Source organism: Nocardia sp. NPDC003979, assembly GCF_053605015.1.
The window spans coordinates 82,396-99,616 of sequence record NZ_JBSGIJ010000016.1 but is presented as its reverse complement, the minus strand read 5'-3'; the positions used below and the strand labels follow the sequence as shown (position 1 = coordinate 99,616).

23 protein-coding genes are annotated in these 17,221 nt (G+C 68.6%); 10 read left to right on the top strand and 13 right to left on the bottom strand.

Going from position 1 to position 17,221, the window contains the following annotated elements:
* Window positions 1-20: 20 nt before the first annotated feature.
* Window positions 21-1,193 carry an acyl-CoA dehydrogenase family protein gene (locus tag ACWEVR_RS26820; protein WP_452469196.1) on the top strand — a complete coding sequence of 391 codons (1,173 nt, stop codon included), beginning with the start codon at window positions 21-23 and terminating at the stop codon, window positions 1,191-1,193.
* Between the two features lie 14 nt (window positions 1,194-1,207).
* The gene (locus ACWEVR_RS26815) at window positions 1,208-2,011 is read left to right on the top strand and encodes an enoyl-CoA hydratase/isomerase family protein (protein ID WP_452469195.1); all 804 of its coding nucleotides are present in this window, start codon (window positions 1,208-1,210) and stop codon (window positions 2,009-2,011) included.
* A gap of 1 nt (window position 2,012) precedes the next feature.
* Here the strand turns inward: ACWEVR_RS26815 and ACWEVR_RS26810 are convergent, their stop codons facing one another.
* The 6 genes from ACWEVR_RS26810 to carD all read right to left on the bottom strand — a co-directional run bounded on the left by ACWEVR_RS26810 (window position 2,013) and on the right by carD (window position 6,563).
* Window positions 2,013-2,291, bottom strand: coding sequence for a hypothetical protein (locus ACWEVR_RS26810; protein ID WP_067495645.1), 279 nt, complete (start codon window positions 2,289-2,291; stop codon window positions 2,013-2,015).
* 82 nt (window positions 2,292-2,373) lie between these two features.
* On the bottom strand, window positions 2,374-3,357 hold the full coding sequence (rlmB, locus tag ACWEVR_RS26805) for a 23S rRNA (guanosine(2251)-2'-O)-methyltransferase RlmB (RefSeq protein ID WP_067495648.1): 984 nt from the start codon (window positions 3,355-3,357) through the stop codon (window positions 2,374-2,376).
* Window positions 3,357-4,760 carry a cysteine--tRNA ligase gene (cysS, locus tag ACWEVR_RS26800; protein WP_067495651.1) on the bottom strand — a complete coding sequence of 468 codons (1,404 nt, stop codon included), beginning with the start codon at window positions 4,758-4,760 and terminating at the stop codon, window positions 3,357-3,359. Before cysS ends, rlmB begins: the two co-directional genes overlap by 1 nt.
* A gap of 105 nt (window positions 4,761-4,865) precedes the next feature.
* Window positions 4,866-5,336 carry a 2-C-methyl-D-erythritol 2,4-cyclodiphosphate synthase gene (gene ispF / locus ACWEVR_RS26795; protein WP_181700831.1) on the bottom strand — a complete coding sequence of 157 codons (471 nt, stop codon included), beginning with the start codon at window positions 5,334-5,336 and terminating at the stop codon, window positions 4,866-4,868.
* Entirely contained in the window at window positions 5,333-6,073 is a 741-nt protein-coding gene (gene ispD, locus ACWEVR_RS26790) for a 2-C-methyl-D-erythritol 4-phosphate cytidylyltransferase (RefSeq protein WP_452469194.1), read from the bottom strand. The genes ispF and ispD overlap by 4 nt, the downstream gene beginning before the upstream one ends.
* A 1-nt stretch (window position 6,074) precedes the next feature.
* Window positions 6,075-6,563, bottom strand: coding sequence for an RNA polymerase-binding transcription factor CarD (gene carD, locus ACWEVR_RS26785; protein ID WP_019044685.1), 489 nt, complete (start codon window positions 6,561-6,563; stop codon window positions 6,075-6,077).
* 352 nt (window positions 6,564-6,915) lie between these two features.
* On the opposite strand from carD, the gene ACWEVR_RS26780 reads away from it, so the two are divergent.
* Window positions 6,916-7,617, top strand: a complete 702-nt coding sequence (locus ACWEVR_RS26780; RefSeq protein ID WP_452469193.1) for a hypothetical protein — start codon at window positions 6,916-6,918, stop codon at window positions 7,615-7,617.
* A 78-nt stretch (window positions 7,618-7,695) separates the two neighbouring features.
* Entirely contained in the window at window positions 7,696-9,096 is a 1,401-nt protein-coding gene (radA, locus tag ACWEVR_RS26775) for a DNA repair protein RadA (protein ID WP_378670967.1), read from the top strand.
* A 146-nt stretch (window positions 9,097-9,242) separates the two neighbouring features.
* On the opposite strand, the gene ACWEVR_RS26770 is transcribed toward radA, so the two are convergent.
* Both ACWEVR_RS26770 and ACWEVR_RS26765 read right to left on the bottom strand, forming a co-directional pair.
* Window positions 9,243-9,917, bottom strand: a complete 675-nt coding sequence (locus ACWEVR_RS26770; protein ID WP_452469192.1) for a hypothetical protein — start codon at window positions 9,915-9,917, stop codon at window positions 9,243-9,245.
* Window positions 9,918-9,988: 71 nt separating this feature from the next.
* Complete coding sequence (locus ACWEVR_RS26765) at window positions 9,989-10,612, bottom strand: carbonic anhydrase (protein ID WP_181700825.1); 624 nt, start codon at window positions 10,610-10,612, stop codon at window positions 9,989-9,991.
* A 90-nt stretch (window positions 10,613-10,702) separates the two neighbouring features.
* Between ACWEVR_RS26765 and ACWEVR_RS26760 the strand changes: the two genes are divergently transcribed.
* Window positions 10,703-11,572: an A/G-specific adenine glycosylase gene (locus tag ACWEVR_RS26760; RefSeq protein ID WP_452469191.1), complete on the top strand. Its 870-nt coding sequence runs from the start codon at window positions 10,703-10,705 to the stop codon at window positions 11,570-11,572.
* A gap of 129 nt (window positions 11,573-11,701) precedes the next feature.
* On the opposite strand, the gene ACWEVR_RS26755 is transcribed toward ACWEVR_RS26760, so the two are convergent.
* A complete protein-coding gene (locus ACWEVR_RS26755) occupies window positions 11,702-12,436 on the bottom strand; it encodes an alpha/beta fold hydrolase (protein WP_452469190.1) in 735 nt (244 codons plus the stop codon).
* Window positions 12,437-12,524: 88 nt separating this feature from the next.
* On the opposite strand from ACWEVR_RS26755, the gene ACWEVR_RS26750 reads away from it, so the two are divergent.
* The 4 genes from ACWEVR_RS26750 to ACWEVR_RS26735 all read left to right on the top strand — a co-directional run bounded on the left by ACWEVR_RS26750 (window position 12,525) and on the right by ACWEVR_RS26735 (window position 14,508).
* Window positions 12,525-12,848 carry an antibiotic biosynthesis monooxygenase family protein gene (locus tag ACWEVR_RS26750; protein WP_067495664.1) on the top strand — a complete coding sequence of 108 codons (324 nt, stop codon included), beginning with the start codon at window positions 12,525-12,527 and terminating at the stop codon, window positions 12,846-12,848.
* 209 nt (window positions 12,849-13,057) lie between these two features.
* Window positions 13,058-13,258 (top strand): CbtB domain-containing protein, encoded by a 201-nt coding sequence (locus ACWEVR_RS26745; protein WP_067640598.1) that lies wholly within the window; start codon window positions 13,058-13,060, stop codon window positions 13,256-13,258.
* Window positions 13,249-14,019 (top strand): CbtA family protein, encoded by a 771-nt coding sequence (locus ACWEVR_RS26740; protein WP_452469189.1) that lies wholly within the window; start codon window positions 13,249-13,251, stop codon window positions 14,017-14,019. The genes ACWEVR_RS26745 and ACWEVR_RS26740 overlap by 10 nt, the downstream gene beginning before the upstream one ends.
* 36 nt (window positions 14,020-14,055) lie before the next feature.
* Window positions 14,056-14,508: a hypothetical protein gene (locus ACWEVR_RS26735; protein ID WP_067495672.1), complete on the top strand. Its 453-nt coding sequence runs from the start codon at window positions 14,056-14,058 to the stop codon at window positions 14,506-14,508.
* 4 nt (window positions 14,509-14,512) lie between these two features.
* On the opposite strand, the gene ACWEVR_RS26730 is transcribed toward ACWEVR_RS26735, so the two are convergent.
* Genes ACWEVR_RS26730 through ACWEVR_RS26715 form a run of 4 tightly spaced genes read right to left on the bottom strand, consistent with a single transcriptional unit; the run spans window position 14,513 to window position 16,477 of the window.
* Entirely contained in the window at window positions 14,513-14,950 is a 438-nt protein-coding gene (locus ACWEVR_RS26730) for an OsmC family peroxiredoxin (protein ID WP_067640593.1), read from the bottom strand.
* 54 nt (window positions 14,951-15,004) lie between these two features.
* Window positions 15,005-15,451, bottom strand: coding sequence for an SRPBCC family protein (locus ACWEVR_RS26725; RefSeq protein ID WP_356987514.1), 447 nt, complete (start codon window positions 15,449-15,451; stop codon window positions 15,005-15,007).
* Window positions 15,452-15,506: 55 nt separating this feature from the next.
* Window positions 15,507-15,827 carry a DMT family transporter gene (locus tag ACWEVR_RS26720; RefSeq protein WP_452469188.1) on the bottom strand — a complete coding sequence of 107 codons (321 nt, stop codon included), beginning with the start codon at window positions 15,825-15,827 and terminating at the stop codon, window positions 15,507-15,509.
* Complete coding sequence (locus tag ACWEVR_RS26715) at window positions 15,824-16,477, bottom strand: FMN-dependent NADH-azoreductase (RefSeq protein WP_452469187.1); 654 nt, start codon at window positions 16,475-16,477, stop codon at window positions 15,824-15,826. The genes ACWEVR_RS26720 and ACWEVR_RS26715 overlap by 4 nt, the downstream gene beginning before the upstream one ends.
* Before the next feature lie 103 nt (window positions 16,478-16,580).
* On the opposite strand from ACWEVR_RS26715, the gene ACWEVR_RS26710 reads away from it, so the two are divergent.
* Window positions 16,581-17,177, top strand: a complete 597-nt coding sequence (locus ACWEVR_RS26710) for a TetR/AcrR family transcriptional regulator (protein WP_452469186.1) — start codon at window positions 16,581-16,583, stop codon at window positions 17,175-17,177.
* Window positions 17,178-17,221 lie beyond the last annotated feature (44 nt).

Below are 17,221 nucleotides of genomic sequence, written 5' to 3'. Positions count from 1 at the left end.
GGCAGCGCGATGATTCATCCATGATCGATTTCTCGGTGCCGGAGGATCTGGCCGCCCTGCGCGATCGGGTGCGCGCTTTCGTCGTCGACCGGATCGTGCCGTTCGAACGCGATCCGCGGCTCACCGCGCACGGACCCACCGACGAGTTGCGGGCCGAACTGGTCGAGCTGGCACGGGCCGAGAAGCTGCTCACCGTGCAGGCGCCCGTCGAGTACGGCGGGCTCGGGCTCGGCCACGTGGAGCAGGCGCTGGTGTACGAGGCGGCCGGGTGGTCGACGCTCGGGCCGGTCGCGATGAACTGCGCGGCGCCCGACGAGGGCAACATGTACCTGCTCGGCAAGATCGCCGACCCCGAACAGATCGACCAGCATCTGATGCCGATGATCCGCGGGGAACGGCGCTCGGTGTTCGCCATGACCGAACCGGGCGGGGCGGGTTCGGACCCCGGCCAACTCAGCACGCGGGCCGTCTTCGACGGCGAGAACTTCGTGATCGATGGGCAGAAATGGCTCATCACCGGTGCCGACGGCGCCGCGACCTGGATCATCATGGCCGACCTGGCCGAGAACCCGCACCTGCCCGCCGGGCCGACACTGTTCCTCACCGAGGCCGACACGCCGGGCATCGTCATCGAGCGGATCATGAACACGATGGACCGCAACTACGTGGGCGGGCACGCGGTGGTCCGGTTCGAGAATCTGACGCTGCCGCCGAGCGCGGTGCTCGGCCGCACCGGTCAGGCCCTGCGCTACGCCCAGTTGCGCCTGGCCCCCGCCCGGCTCACGCACTGCATGCGCTGGCTCGGCGCCGCCGAACGCGCGCAGAGCATCGCCCTCGCGCACGCGCGCACCCGCACCGCCTTCGGCAAACCCATCGGGCAGCACGAAGGGGTGTCGTTCATGTTGGCGGACAACGAGATCGCGCTGCACCAGTGCAGGCTGACCATCTGGCACACCTGCTGGCTGATGGACCAGGGCCAGCAGGCCAGGCACGAATCGTCGATGGCCAAGTCGTATGTCTCCGAGGAACTGTTCAAGGTCACCGACCGGTGTGTGCAGGTACTCGGCGGGATCGGGATCAGCGACGAGACCGTGGTGGAAATGCTGTTCCGTGACATGCGCGCCTTCCGGCTGTACGACGGGCCGACCGAGGTCCACAAATACGCGATCGGCAGACATCTGGTCGGCCGCTAGTACCATTCGATCCCATGAGTTCGGAACTGCTGGTCGATGTCCGCGCGGGCGTCGCGGTGCTCACGCTCAACCGTCCTGCCCAGCGCAACGCCGTCACGGCGACCATGACGGCCGAACTCGGGGCGGCCCTTCGCCGCTGCGACACCGACGACGCCATCCGCGCCGTCGTCATCACCGGCACCCCACCCGCCTTCTGCGCCGGTGCCGACCTGTCGGCCGGTGCCGGCGAAGCGAGCGCGACGCTCGACCCGGCACCGTGGCAGGTGCGCAAACCGGTGATCGCCGCCGTGAACGGGCACGCCGTCGGCATCGGGCTCGCGCTCGCCTTGCAGTGCGATCTGCGCTATTTCGCCGACGACGCCGTGTACGGCCTCAGCCAGGTCCGGCGCGGAGTGCTCGCCGACGGCTACGCGCACTGGACCGTGCCCCGCCTGGCCGGGCTCGCCAACGCCGCCGACATCATGCTCACCGGCCGCACCTTCGACGGTGACGAAGCCAAGTCGATGGGGTTGGCCAATGCCAGCCTGCCCGCCGCCGAGGTGCTGCCGACCGCGCTTGCCGTCGCCGAGGACATCGCCGGTGGCTCCGCGCCGCTGCCCGTGGCCCTCACCAAGCGGCTCATCTGGGAAAGCCTCGGCATGACTCCCGCCGTGGTCGGGCAGCTCGAATCCGAGCTCAACGCGCACGTGGCCAAGAGCGTCGACGGCGGCGAGGCGATGGCGGCCTTCAAGGAACGCCGGCAGCCGAACTGGTCGGGCAGCGTCAACGACGAGTGGCCCGCCTGGGACGCCCCCGGCGAACGCCCGAGCCTCGACTAGCTCAGAAGTTCCCGTTGCAGGAACCGGCCAGGTACAGCAACGCGAAACAGATCATCAGAATCGTGCCGATGATCCCGCCGATGTACCCGATCAGCACCTGATGACGCCCACTGAGCCCACCGTAGGAAGCGTCGATCTCGTTGAGTGCCCGCTTCCCGAGCGTCCACGCGACCGGCCCGAAGATCCCGCAGCAGAACGGGCTGAGCAGCCCGAGCACGAGAATCATGTTCGCCTGCGGGTGCTCGACCGTCGGGCCGATCGGTTGATTAGGGATCGCCACACCCGAATTCTACGGTGTGCGACCACGATTCAGCGTCAGCAAACCACAACTAGGCTGCCGACCTGGCGTACAGCGGCCAAACTCAGCCCAGGCGGCGTTGCCGGGCGATATCGGCCAACACCACACCAGCGGCCACCGAAGCGTTCAACGACTCGACCGGACCCGCCATCGGGATGCTCAGGATCGAGTCGCAGGTCTCGCGGACCAGGCGCGACAGGCCCTTGCCCTCGGAGCCGACGACGACCACCGTCGGCACACTGCCGTCGAAATCGTCGAGGGTCGTGTCGCCGCCCGCGTCGAGGCCGACGATCTGGATGCCCTGCGCGGCCCAGTCCTTCAGCGTGCGGGTCAGGTTGGTCGCGCGGGCGACGGGCAGGCGTGCCGCCGCGCCCGCACTCGTCCGCCATGCCACCGCGGTGACGGCCGCGCTGCGACGCTGCGGGATCACCACACCCTGACCGCCGAACGCGGCGACCGAGCGGATGACCGCGCCGAGGTTGCGCGGGTCGGTGATGTTGTCGAGGGCGACGAGCAGTGCGGGCTCGGCGGTCGACTTCACCCGGTCCATCAGATCGTCTGGGTGGGCGTACCGGTACGGCGGCACCTGCAGTGCCACACCCTGGTGCAATCCGTTGGCGCTCAACCGGTCCAGGTCGGTGCGTGGCACCTCGAGGATGGAGATGCCGAGGTCGGCGGCGCGCTGCACGCTTTCGGTGAGGCGGTCGTCGTTCTCGGTGCCGACCGCCACGTAGAGCGCGGTCGCGGGCACATCGGCGCGCAGGCACTCGAGTACCGGGTTGCGGCCGAGCACCAGCTCGGGACCGTCGTCGGATTTGCGACCGGCGCGCGGCACACCGGACTTGCCGGTCGGACGACCCTGTGCCGCTTTGGCTTTGGCCGCGGCGGCCGCGCGCTTGGCGGCGGGGTGCTTGGTGCGTTCGACCGCGGGCGGGGTCGCGCCGCGCCCTTCGAGGCCGCGACGGCGCCTGCCGCCGGAACCGACGACAGCACCCTTCTTGGTGCCGCCCTTCCTGATCGCTCCGCGTCGCTGTGAATTGCCTGCCATCAGTTCGCCTTTCCGCTAGCTGCGCCCAGCGACCATTCCGGCCCCTGCGGGGTATCGGTGACTTCGATACCCGCCGCGATGAGCCGATCCCGTGCGGCATCGGCTTCTGCCCAGTTCTTGTCGGCCCGCGCGCTCGCCCGGCGATCCAGCTCCGAGCGGACCAGCACGTCGAGCGCGTCGAGCGCCGCCGAATTGTCGGCGGGGGTGTACCAGTGTTCGTCGAACGGGTCGACGCCGAGGATGCCGAGCATCGCCCGCACCTGTCCGGCCAGTTCGGCCGCCGTGTCGAGCGCGCCCGATTCCATGGCGCGATTGCCCTCGTGCACCACGTGGTGGATCTCGGCGAGCGCCTTGGGAATCGCCAGATCGTCGTCGAGCGCGGCAGCGAAAGCGTCGGTCCATTTACCGACCGGCACCGCACCGGCCCGATCGTGCACCCGCCGCACGAAAGCCTCTATGCGCTGATAAGAAGCGACCGCGTCGTCGAGTGCCTTGTCGGAGTATTCGAGCATCGAACGGTAATGCGCGCTGCCCAGATAGAAACGCAATTCCACCGGCCGCACCCGGGTGAGCACATTCGGCACCGAGAGCACATTGCCGAGCGACTTCGACATTTTCTCCCCGCCCATCGTCACCCAGCCGTTGTGCAGCCAGTAACGCGCGAAACCGTCGCCTGCCGCCTTCGACTGGGCGATCTCGTTCTCGTGGTGTGGGAAGATCAAATCCATTCCGCCGCAATGAATATCGAATTCCGGGCCGAGATAGAACTCGGCCATCGCGGAGCATTCCAGGTGCCAGCCGGGGCGACCGGGACCCCACGGCGAAGGCCAGCTCGGCTCGCCCGGTTTGGCGGCCTTCCAGAGGGTGAAATCGCGGGGGTCGCGTTTCCCGCGCGTAGGGGTTTCGCCCTGGTGCACGTCGTCGAGTTTGTGGCCGGAGAGTTCACCGTAATTCGGCCAGCTCACCACATCGAAATACACATCGCCCTCGGCGGCGTAGGCGTGCCCGCGCTCGATCAGCCGCTCCATCAGGGCGACCATCTGGGTGATGTGCCCGGTGGCACGCGGCTCGGCCGACGGCGGCAGCACACCGAGGGTTTCGTAGGCGGAATCGAACGCGCGCTCGTGCGTGGCCGCCCATTCCCACCACGGCCTGCCCGCCTCGGCGGCTTTGTTCAGGATCTTGTCGTCGATATCGGTGACATTGCGGATGAACCGCACGTCGTAGTCGTGTGCCAGCAGCCAGCGGCGCAACACGTCGAAGGCGACGCCGCTGCGCACATGCCCGATATGGGGCTGACCCTGCACGGTGGCACCACACAGATACACCGAGGCACGGCCGGGGACCAGCGGGGTGAATTCCCGCATGGTCCGCGTGTCGGTGTCAAAAAGGCGCAAGGTCACGGCATTCGATCCTAGTCGGTGGGATGAGAGTGGGGTTGACCGGCCGGTTCGTGGCTCGCCGCGATTCCGGGCGGTGACGGTGGGGCGGTCGGGTGGGATGGCCCGTCAGGGCTGCGAACACTCCAGCAGACAGGTCGCGATGGCGGCGACACCCTCACCGCGCCCGGTCAATCCGAGCCCGTCGGTGGTGGTTCCGGATACCGAAACCGGTGCGTCGAGTAATTCGCCGAGTACTTTTTGCGCCTCGGCGCGGCGCGGGCCGATCTTCGGGCGATTGCCGATGACCTGCACGGCGGCATTGACGACGGAGTAGCCGTCGTCGGTGAGGAGTCTGCGGACTTCGGTGAGCATGGCGGCGCCGGTGACTCCGGCCCATTCGGGGCGGCCGACGCCGAAGACGGCGCCCACATCGCCCAGGCCGGCGGCGGAGAGCAGTGCGTCGCACAGGGCGTGCACGGCGACATCACCGTCGGAGTGGCCCGCGCAGCCGTCGGCGTCGGGAAACAGCAGACCGGCCATCCAGCAAGGACGACCGGGCTCGATGGGGTGCACGTCGCTCCCGATGCCGACTCTCATCCAGCGACCTCGGTCCGGACGGCAGAGTGACCGAGTTGCGCGGGGGCGCCGACCGCGAGGACGGCTTCGGCGAGGGTCAGGTCGAGTGGCGTGGTGATCTTGAAGGCCAGGGGGTCACCCGCGACGGTGTGCACGGCGACGCCGAGGCGTTCGACCAGGCCCGCGTCGTCGGTCGCGCCGACGTCGGTGGCGTAGGCGCGGCGCAGCAACTCGGCGTCGAAGCCCTGGGGAGTCTGGATGGCGCGCAGGCCGGCGCGGTCCGGTGTGCCGGTGACGACGCCCGCGTCGTCGACCGATTTCACGGTGTCGACGACGGGCAGGGCGGGCACGACGGCCGGGCTGCCTGCCTGTAGTTCGATGGCGACGCGCGCGATGAGCTCGGGCGGGGTGAGCGCGCGGGCGGCGTCGTGCACGAGGTAGTACCCGGCGTCGGGGGCGGCCGCGATGCCCGCGCGCACCGAATCCGTGCGCTCGGCGCCGCCGACGACGACCTGCACCGGCACAGGGGGCATCGAACCGCCGGTCAGCGAAGTGGTGGACAGCAAGGCGGACGCGGCGTCGACCAGTTCGGCGGGCACGACCACGACCACCCGGTGCACAGCACCGGACGCGATCAGCCCATCGACGGCCAGCCGGACCATAGGTATACCGCCGACCGGGACGAACGCCTTCGGGGTGGGTTCACCCAGGCGCACGCCACGACCGGCGGCAGGAACCAGTGCTACGACAGGTCGCACACTACGAGGCCGCGGCGAGGACCTCGTCGAGCAGCGATTCGGCCTTGCCGTCGTCGGTGCCCTCGGCGAGCGCGAGCTCGCCGACGAGGATCTGACGCGCCTTGGCCAGCATCCGCTTCTCACCGGCGGACAGGCCGCGATCCTGCTCACGACGCCACAGGTCGCGGACGACCTCGGCCACCTTGTTCACGTCGCCGGAGGCGAGCTTCTCGAGGTTGGCCTTGTAACGGCGGGACCAGTTGGTCGGCTCCTCCGTGTGTGGCGCGCGTAGCACCTGGAAGACGCGGTCGAGACCTTCCTGGCCGACGACGTCGCGCACGCCGACGTATTCGGCGTTTTCTGCGGGAACGCGAACGGTCAGGTCGCCTTGCGCGACCTTCAGGACCAGATACTCTTTCTGCACACCCTTGATGGTGCGGGTCTCGATTGCTTCGATCAGCGCCGCTCCGTGGTGGGGGTAAACGACGGTGTCTCCGACCTTAAAAATCATGTGTCCCGTGCCCCTTTCGATGTTCACAGTTTAACATGCGACTCGGTAACGGCGCGATCAACTGTGCAGGTCAGGGCCACAACGAGGACATCCCAGGGGTTGACAATCAAGAATTGTTGTGCATTGTGTTGCGCCAGAACAGGTTAACCACCAGCACAACGACCGGTATTCGCACTTCGGCCGTCCGGCATCGACGTGGCAACCACGTCCGGGACACCGAACTGTTACTTCCGTACCCGCGCGTCGCGAGCCCCGACGCCACGCGCGCGAAGCGAACTACTACGCTGCCTAGTTACTACCCTCCGGTCCCCGCGTGGAACGGAGTGAGCCCGGTCGACATGGAGGACAAACCGTGACTGCCCTGAAAGCTGTGACCGCCCCGTCGGCGCGACGTCGCATGGTGACGGTTGCCGCGCTCGCCGCTGCCGCGGGCATCGCCCTGACCGGCTGCAGTGCCGGCCAGCACACCCAGACCTCGTCGCAGGCCGCCGCGATCAACGGCAACCACGCCGATGTCGGCGACATCTCCCTGCGCAACGTGCACATCGTGTACCCCGAGGCGGCGTCGGAGCACCAGAAGGGCGGCAAGGCCGTCCTCGCCCTGTCGATCATCAACGGCAGCGAGACCGTCACCGACGAGCTCACCAGCGTGAGCACCGACCTCGGCCCGATCAAGATCACCGGCCCGGCCGGCGGCAAGTTCGAGCTGAAGCCGCAGGAGACCGTGCTGGTGGGCCCGCCGAGCGTCACCGCCGCGGCCGAGACCGGCGATCACCACGGCACAACCACGGCCGCGCCGACGACCACCGCGGCACCGACCACGGCGCCGGGTGGCGGTAACTCGAGCGCGAGCGATGCCGCCGCCGAGCCGGCGAGCATCGAGATCACCGGCCTCACGGAGAACATCACCCCCGGCCTGACCTACACGGTCACCTTCAACTTCAAGGACGCGGGCACCGTGCAGGTGGCCGTTCCGGTCGACGCCGCCACGTCCGAGCGCATCGAGAACGAGAAGTCCGGCCCGGCGCCCGAGGGCGCCGGTGGCGGTCACTGAGACCAGCTGCCGAGAAAGCCGTCGCGAACTTTCGCGGCGGCTTTTCTTGTTGTCGGACCCGATCCGTAGGGTGCGCGTGTGGCCAAGACCAAAGCTGTTTTCCGTTGCACCTCGTGTTCGCACGAGGTGTCGAAATGGGTTGGCAAATGTCCCGATTGCGGTGCGTGGGGCACCGTGAACGAGGTGGCGGTCTCGGCCTCCGCGGCGGCACCCGGGCGCAGGGCCATGCTGCCGAGCACCGCGGCGGCGCCGCTGTCGCAGATCGACGCGAAGGTCACCCAGGCCAGGTCGACGGGGGTGAGCGAGCTCGACCGGGTGCTCGGCGGTGGGGTGGTGCCGGGATCGGTGGTGCTGCTGTCGGGTGAACCGGGCGTCGGCAAGTCGACCCTGCTGCTCGAGGTCGCGTTCCGGTGGGCCGCCCAGCGCGACGAGACCGCGCTGTATGTGACGGCGGAGGAGTCGGCGGGTCAGGTGCGCCTGCGTGCCGACCGGACCGGCGCCGTGCACGACCGGGTGTATCTCGCGGCCGAATCGGATCTGTCGATCGTGCTCGGGCACGTGGAGCAGGTGCGCCCGACGCTGCTGGTCGTCGACTCGGTGCAGACGATGCTCGCCCCCGAGGTCGACGGCGTGATCGGCGGTGTCACCCAGGTACGCGCGGTGACGGCGGCGCTCACCTCGCTGGCCAAGGCGAGCGGGATCGCGGTGCTGCTGGTCGGGCACGTCACCAAGGACGGCAATGTGGCCGGTCCGCGCACGCTCGAGCACCTGGTGGACGTGGTGCTGCAGTTCGAGGGCGACAAGAACTCCTCGCTGCGCATGGTGCGCGGCATCAAGAACCGCTTCGGCAGCGCCGACGAAGTGGGCTGTTTCGAACTGCACGAGGACGGCATCGCCTGCGTCGACGATCCGTCCGGCTTGTTCCTGCACCACCGCACCGATGCCGTGCCCGGCACAGCGGTGACGGTCGCGATGGACGGCAAACGTCCGCTGGTCGCCGAGGTGCAGGGGCTCACGGTGAAGACCGAGATCCCCCAGCCGCGTCGCGCGGTGAGCGGCCTGGACTACAACCGGGTTGCCATGGTGCTCGCGGTGCTACAGAGCCGTGGACGGGTGTTCCTCGGCAAGCACGACGTGTACGCGGCGACCGTCGGCGGCATGCGCTTGGTGGAGCCGACCGCCGACCTCGCCATCGCCCTGGCCATCGCCAGCGCCGAGGCCGATATCGCCCTGCCCGCCGGCTGGGTGATCCTCGGTGAGGTCGGCCTGGCGGGCGAGGTCCGCAAGATCACCGGGCTCGGTCGGCGCCTGGCCGAGGCCGAGCGATTGGGCTTCACCACCGCCCTGGTTCCGCCGGGTTCGGAGAAGGCCAAGGTCGGTTCGATGCGCATCCACGAGGTCGGCGACCTGCGTTCGGCGCTGCGTTTGGCCGAACTCCGCAAATCCCGGGCACCCCGCGAGCCGGTGGCTGTGGAATAACTCCGGCAAACCGCGCTTTCCGGTCGAATTCGGCATTTCGGCGGTAACAGTCGTTGACACGGCCGCCCGTCCTGCGAATTCTGCAAATCAGCCATCTTGGACATGTGATTTACAGCGCATCCGCATAATGCCCGGTCGGACGGTATTCAGTCGGCCAGGTTGAACGGTTCGGCCGCGCTGCGGATGGAACCGAGTTGTGCGACAACCATGTACGCACCCGCCGGGACCGGCAAGCGCTCCCCCGCGCATTGCGGCTGGGAGGTCGTACCGAACCAGGTGCCCTTGTATGACAGCTGTTCGCCCGCCTTCAGGGTCTTCACCTCCGGCGGCCCGTCCGGGGTGCAGTCGTTGCTCGCCCACAGCCTGCGCTGCCCGTCGAGGGTGTAGACGAGGAACTGCGGGCCCGCGCCGAGATCGCGCGAGCACGGGGCCGTGGAGATGTTGGTGATGACCGTGCCGAAGCCCGGCTGGTCACCCACCCGGTAGGTCGGCTGGTTGACCGTCACCTTCAGCGCCAGCGACTGATCACTGCACGGCTGGGCAGCGGGCTCGGGCGCGGCGGATGTGGTCGACGACGCCGCCGCCGACGTGCTGGTCACCGAACTGCTTGCCGCCGCGCTACTGGTCGCACTGCTGGTCTGGGACGTGCTCGCGACCGTCGTCGACGACGCGGCCGCGCCCGAACCGGACGAATCACCACCGCGCGCCACCATCGTGACCAGCCAGACCACGATCGCGAGCGCGACGATGATGACGCCGATCGCGAGCGCGCGACGACGCCAGTAGATCTCCGGTGGCAGCGGTCCATTCGGTTCCAGCACGCTTCAAAGGTAAGCGCAGCGCGCGAGGGCGCGCTCGATGACCTCGGCGTGTCGGGCGCGTACCGCCCGATTCAGACCGTCTCGCCGATATTGCCGACCACCCGGCGCAGGTGCGCGCGACCGTCCGACAACTGATAGGTGACGCTCGCGATCGCGCACTGACCAGTGGCGACGCGCTGGGAGATGATCATCGAACGTTCCATGAGCAGCTTGCTGGTCTCCACCACGTGCCGGGCCTCGAGGTCGTCGACCGTCGTGAGCCCTTCGCGGCGGCCGAGCAGGATCGAGGGGGTCACCTTCTCGACCACGCTGCGGATGAAGCCGCCGGGGACGGCGCCGCCGTCGAGCGCGTCGATCGTGGCCTTCACCGCGCCGCAGCTGTCGTGGCCGAGGACCACGATCAGCGGCACATTGAGCACCTCGACGCCGTATTCGATCGAGCCGAGCACCGAGGAGTCGACGACGTGACCCGCGGTACGCACCACGAACATGTCGCCGAGGCCCTGGTCGAAGATCAGTTCGGCGGCTACGCGTGAATCGCCGCAGCCGAAGAGGATGGCGTGCGGTCGCTGTCCGTTCACGAGCTTGGCCCGGTCTGCGGCGCCCTGGCTAGGATGCAGCAGAGTGTCGTTGACGAAGCGCTCGTTACCCTCGCGCAGCGACTTCCAGGCACTTATCGGATTAGAACCAGGCATACCGACCATTGTGCACACGCTATCGGTTACCAGCGAGTCTGCGCTGTTACGCCTCGGCAAAGTCGGCCTGGCAGAGATGGAACGGAAACAGTGAGTATCGACGCCGAGGTCCTGCTGGATTGGTTCACCGAGCGGGCGCGTGACCTGCCGTGGCGGCGTCCGGAGGCGACCGCCTGGCACATCCTGATGAGCGAGATCATGCTGCAGCAGACACCCGTGGTCCGGGTGGAGCCGATCTGGCGGGAGTGGGTGGCGCGCTGGCCGGTGCCCTCGGCGATGGCGGCGTCGTCACAGGCGGAGGTGTTGCGGGCGTGGGGCAAACTCGGTTATCCACGCCGGGCACTGCGGTTACACGAGTGCGCGCGGGCGCTTGCCGCCGACCACGGCGACGTGGTTCCGGCCGATGTCGATGTCCTGCTGAGCCTGCCGGGTATCGGCGCCTACACCGCCCGCGCGGTGGCGTGTTTCGCGTACGGGCAGCGAGTTCCGGTGGTGGACACCAACGTTCGCCGCGTGGTGGCGCGAGCGGTGCACGGCCGTGAACCCGGTAATCCGTCCTCGCGCGATCTCGCCGAAACCGAGGCGCTGCTGCCCACCTCGGTGCCGCGGGCCGCGAAGTTCTCGGCGGCGCTGATGGAACTGGGTGCGCTGGTCTGCACAGCCCGCAACCCCGACTGCGGCAACTGCCCGCTGCCGCGCTGCGCCTGGGTCGACGCGGGCAGGCCTGCCGCCGAGGTGGTGCGCAAGGTGCAGAAGTACGAGGGCACCGATCGACAGGCGCGCGGCAGGCTGCTCGACGTGTTGCGTGATGCGTCGGGGCCGGTCGAGCGGGTGCGGCTGGACATGGCCTGGACGCGTGACCCGGGTCAGCGCGCCCGCGCCCTGGATTCCCTGCTGGTCGACGGACTCATCGAGCAGACCGAGGACGGCCTGTTCGCCCTGGCCGGCGAGGGAGCCTGATCTCCGGACCCGCGGCGGAACTGTTCGACCAGACGCAGGCGTGCCGCTCGGAACCGTGCCGGAAACCGTTCGACCAGCCGCGGGCGTGCCGCTCGGAACCGTGCCGGAATCGTTCGACAAACCCGGCACTCAGAACCGCGCCAGAAACCGTTCGACGTGCGCGCGGTATTCCTCGGGCCGCTCATCGTGAATGAGGTGCCCGGCCCCGAGGACTCGCACGTACTCCGCGTCCGGATGCACCTCGGCCATCGTCCGCATCTGCCCCGCCGGGATGATGGTGTGCTCGCCCTCGATGAGCAAGGCGGGCACGCGCAGCGATTTCCATTCGTCCCAGAAGTCGCGCGTTCCCCATTCCTCGGAGATCGCGCGGAAGGTGTCGACCTCGCCGTGCAGCCGGTAGCCGCCCGATTCGGTGAACGCCCGCAGGAAGTACCGCCCGGCCACCGGCCCGAAATAGTCGAGCACAGCCTGCTCGTCGGGGAAGGGTTGCGGCCAGGAGTGGATGAGTTCGGCCCAGTGCGCGGCGGTGCGGCCGGTGAAGTCCGGGGCGATGTCCTCGACGACGATCGCGCGGACCCGCTCGGGATGGGTCGCCGCGAACACCCACCCGTGCAGCGCACCCATCGAGTGCCCGATCACGATCATCGGTTCGGCGATCGCCGCCGTGTGCGCGGCGAGGTCGGCGACGAACGCCTCGGTGGTGAGCTCCGCAGGCGGAACACGGCCGTGACCTGCGGCATCGAAGGTGTATACACGCCCCGACTCGCGCAACCACGGCACCTGATCCGACCAGGTACGCGCACTTCCCATCAACCCGTGCAACAGCAGAATCGGCACCCCGACCCCGCCTTCGTCGTACAACACCCAGCTGATTGTGCCAGCTCGAGCATCGCTTTTCGGCCGCCTCGAGCTGGACTGACCGGCCTGGCGTCGACCGCCATAGACTGAGCTCATGGCTGTTGTGAAGATCAATGCGATCGAGATTCCCGAGGGCGCGGGCCCGGAACTGGAGAAGCGGTTCGCCGCGCGTGCCCACGCGGTGGAGAACTCCCCCGGGTTCCTCGGCTTCCAGTTGCTGCGCCCGGTGGCCGGTGACAACCGGTACTTCGTGGTGACGCAGTGGGATTCGGAGGAGTCGTTCGCCGCGTGGCGCGACGGCCCGGCCCGCGCGGCGCACGCCGGTCACGGTGCCGACGGTGAGCGGCCCAAGCCGGTGTCGACCGGTGCGTCGCTGCTCGAATTCGAGGTCGTGCTCGACGTGCCCGCGAAGTCCTGATTCGGGCGTTTCCCCTGGATGTATTGACGCGCGCCGGCAGCGGCTGTCACAGTTCGAGGGAAATTACGCGAGGGTGCGCGGTAATCCGGTGAGATTCCGGAGCGGTCGCGCCACTGTATTCCGTGCCGGATTCCGGTGCGGACAGCCAGACATCGGCACCCTCGCCTATCGCTTCGATCGCGGGACGCGCATCCCGGAGGAGGACCCGAATGGCTGTCGCACATTCACCCAGCCGGTCTACCGGCCTCGACACCCTGGCAACCGTGCTGGTCACGGCCGGTGTCGTTCTTCTTGCACTGCTCACGCTGTACCTGGTCGGTTTCGATCAGGGGGCCGTCTCGCGGAGCGGGATGTTCCTGCACGAGCTGATGCACGACGGACGTCACCTGCTCGGTGTCCCGTGCCACTGACCGGATCCTTCAAAACCCTGCTGTTACGTGGTCTGCTGGCCGGCCTGATCGCCGGTCTGCTGGCCGCGACAGTGGGCTATTTCATCGGCGAACCCCATATCGAGGCGGCGATCGCCATCGAGGAGGCCGGTTCCGGCGGGCATTCGCACGGGACGGTCGAGGACCAGGCGCACGACGAAGAACCGCTGGTCAGCCGGTCGGGGCAGCAGGCGGGTCAGTTCCTCGCGCTCGCCCTGGCCGGTATGGCGTTCGGGGCGATCTTCGCCGCGGTGGTGAATGTGGCTCGCCGTTTCACCACGCTGAGCGGGCCCCGATTGTCGCTGACCGCAGCGAGTTGCGCATGGGTGGCGATCGTCGCGGTGCCGTTCTTCAAGTACCCGGCCAATCCACCGGCGGTCGGCGACCCGGAAACCATCGATCAGCGCACCTGGCTGTGGGTGGCCGTCGTCGTGCTCGGCCTGCTCGCGGTCGCGGCGGCCGTCGCGGCCTATCGCGCGCTGGCCGGGCAGCTCGACTCGTTCCGGCTCGTCGCCGCGGTAGCCGCGTTCGTGCTGGTCACCACGGTCGGTTACGTGCTGCTGCCGGGCGTGAACGAGGTGTCCGACGATTTCCCGGCGACGCTGCTGTGGCAGTTCCGGGTGGCGTCGCTGGCCGAAACCGCCACCCTGTGGGCTGCTTTGGGGCTGGCGTTCGCCGCGCTCACCGAATGGTCCAGCGCGCGTAGCACTCCGGTAGCACGCGAGGTCGCTACCTCGGGGTGATCCTCGTGCGTACCGCGAGAGGGCAGTGTCGGCATCATGACCGACACTGCCTTCTCTGTTTCCGTCGCCCGTCCGGGCGCGGTGCGCGTGGCCTTCGCCGGGCTGGTCACCGCGCTGGCCGCCGGGGTCGCCGAGGGACTGCTGCGTGCCGTGCGCGGTGGGACCGAATTCGGCGCCACCGCAACGGGTCTGCTCCCCCGGCTGGCCATCTACCTGGTGGTGCTCGGGGTCGCGATGCACATGGCCAACGGCAGCCGGGTGTCGCGGGCCCTGCTCACCGTCGGTATCGGGATGATCGGGTTGGTCTCGCTAATCATCGAACCGCTGGCGGTGCTGCTGTCCACCGACGACTTCGGGGCCCTGTTCGGTGGGCTCGCGCCCGATTCGGCTGTCCTCGTCGCCTGCCGGGCGGTGCACATCCTCGCGGTGGTGATCGCGATTCCGGCGATGTACACCCCGGCGGCGCACCGCTGGTTCACCCAGCGGTGAGTGTTCAGATGAGTTCGGCGTCCAGTTCCACCTCGGCGACACCGGCGAGCGCCTTGCTCACCGGGCAGCCGTTCTTGGCCGCGGTCGCCGCGGTGTAGAAGCCCTCGGCGTCGATCCCCGAGGCGACGGCGCGCACGGTCAGCTTGATCTTGCTGATCCGGAAACCGCCCGCCGGGTCGGGGCCGAGGGTCACGTCGGCGGTGACGTCGAGGCTCTCCGGCGTGCCGCCGACGTTGGCGATCTCGGCCGAGAGCGCCATCGAGTAGCACGACGAATGCGCGGCCGCGACGAGCTCTTCGGGGCTGGTGCCCTCGGCGTTGTCGGCCGCGCGGCGGGGGAAGGTGACGTCGTACTTGCCGACGCCGGAGCTGACCAGCTCGACCTGCCCGGAGCCGTCCTGCAGCCCGCCTGCCCAGAGTGTGCGTGCGCTACGAGTCGCCATCACGTTCCTTTCGTTAGCCGGAGTGTGTGTGTTCGATACCGAACCTACGTGAGCTCAGACCGGGATACTCGTCACTTCGTCGAGGCGTTCCAGCTTCTCCGGCCACACCTGCTGATGCAGGTCACGGATGGCGGCGGTGGGGAAACCGGAGTGCCGCAGCCGCAACCTGATGCCGCGTGGTTGTTTCAGGAACTCGGCGGCGACCACGGTCTCCACCCCTTCGGTCGCGGCGGTGACCCAGGTGAACTCGATGCGGCGGTTCGCTTCGAGCGTGAGGATGCGGCCGTAGTGCGGGTTGCGTTTCTCGGCCGAGCCGGTGTCGAAATAGAGGGGCTCGTTCACGGCGGGTCGCATCAGAACCGATCCGGGGACGGCCAGCCACAGGTCGAGGCCTTGGGTCCAAGCCGCGTACAGCAGGCTCGGCTGGGCCTTCATGACTCGCTCGACGGTGAGCTCGTGGGGCCGAGTGGACAGGTCCGGGGGGCGAACTGGCTGGTCCATCAGCCGACCCTACCGGTCAAGTGCCCACCGAGCCCGCATCGGGTGTGCCACAGCGTCACTCGGGGTTGGTGACGCGCGCGAGCACGATGCCACCGAGAATCAGCGTCAGAGCGAAGACCCGGCCCGCGCTGAGCGGGTCCTTGTGCACGAGCACGCCGAGACCGATCGCCCCGAGCGCGCCGATCCCGGTGAACACCGCGTACGCCGTGCCGACCGGAAGGGTCTGCATGGCGCGCGAGAGCAGGTAGACCGCCAGCGAGCCGAGCGCGATGCAGAGCAGGGTCGGGCCGAGTCTGGTGAAGTTCTCGGTGGGTTTGATGGTCTGCGACCAGGCGATTTCGACCAGGCCGGCCACGCCGAGCAGGATCCAGTTCATCGCGTGTAATCCTTTGCGAGCAAGCGCACTTCGGCGATAGCGGCATCGAGTGAGGCCTCGTGCTCGGTACGCAGGTGGGCGAGGTTGGGGTCCGAGACCGCGTTGGCCAGTTCGGCATTGACGAAAACGGTGTCGGTGACGGCGTAATGGCCTGCGAAGAAATCGCGCAGGTAGCGCTCCTGATAGTCGAAGGCGGCCTTCGGCGCGCCGGGCGAGTAGGCGCCGCCGCGTGCGGAGACGACGACGAAGCGCCGGTGCCCCAGCGACATACGCGGGAAGGTCACCTGATCGAGCCAGGCCTTGAGCGTGGCGGGGATCGAGTAGTTGTACATCGGGGTTCCGATGAGGATCACGTCGGCGGCGAGCAACTGCGCGAGCAGAGGTTCGACGGTGCGCCACGCGGCGCGGGCGGCGGGGGTGACGGCGAGGTCCGGCAGGCGATCGAGGTCGGTGCTGCCCGCCGCGAGGACGGCGTCGCACAGCTCGGTCCAGCCCTCGTCGATGAACGGTGCGGGGTCGGTGGCGAGGTCGCGGTAGGTGTAGTCGCCCTCGGGGGCTGCCGCACGCCAGGCCCGCACGAATTCCGCGCCGAGCCTGCGGCTGAGGGAATCGGTCCTGGCACTGGCGTCGAGGTGCAGCAGGTGGGTCATGGTCCAACCTTTCGATAACCGGACGTTGTGTCCGCTTACCTCAACGGTAGAACACAAGTGGACAGCTTGTCCACATTTACGTTTCTCGGCTAGAGTCGATCCCATGGAGCCTCGATCCGACCTGCTCACCGGCACGGCACCAGCACCCGAACGCACCGACGCCGCCCGCAACCGCGCCAAAGTGCTCGCCGCGGCGGCCGACCTCTTCGCCACCCGCGACCCGCGCACCGTCACCATGGACGACATCGCCAAGGCCGCGGGCGTCGGCCGGGGCACCCTCTACCGCCGCTACCCCGACCGCAACGCCATCGCCGTCGCCCTGCTCGACGAACACGAACGCGCCGTCCAGGAACAGCTCCTCCGCGGCGAACCCCCACTCGGCCCCGGCGCGCCCCCCGCCGATCGGCTCGCCGCTTTCTACTCGGCGATGATCGAATTGCTCAGCGCCCACGCCCATCTGGTGCTCGGCGCCGAGACCGGCGGCGCCCGCTTCGCCACCGGCGCCTACGGGTTCTGGGCACTGCACGTCCGGGCACTTCTGGTCGAAGCCGGTCTCCCCCAGCCCGACTCGCTGATCGATACCGTGTTGGCGCCCGTGGCGGCCGAGGTCTATCTCCAGCAGCGCGAACGCGGATTGTCCCCGGAGCAGATCACCGACGGCTTGACGGTGCTCGCCCACCGCCTGCTCGGGGGCGGGTAGGCGCGGCAGGTGGTGGCTACGGCTGGGTCGTGACTACCTTCCCC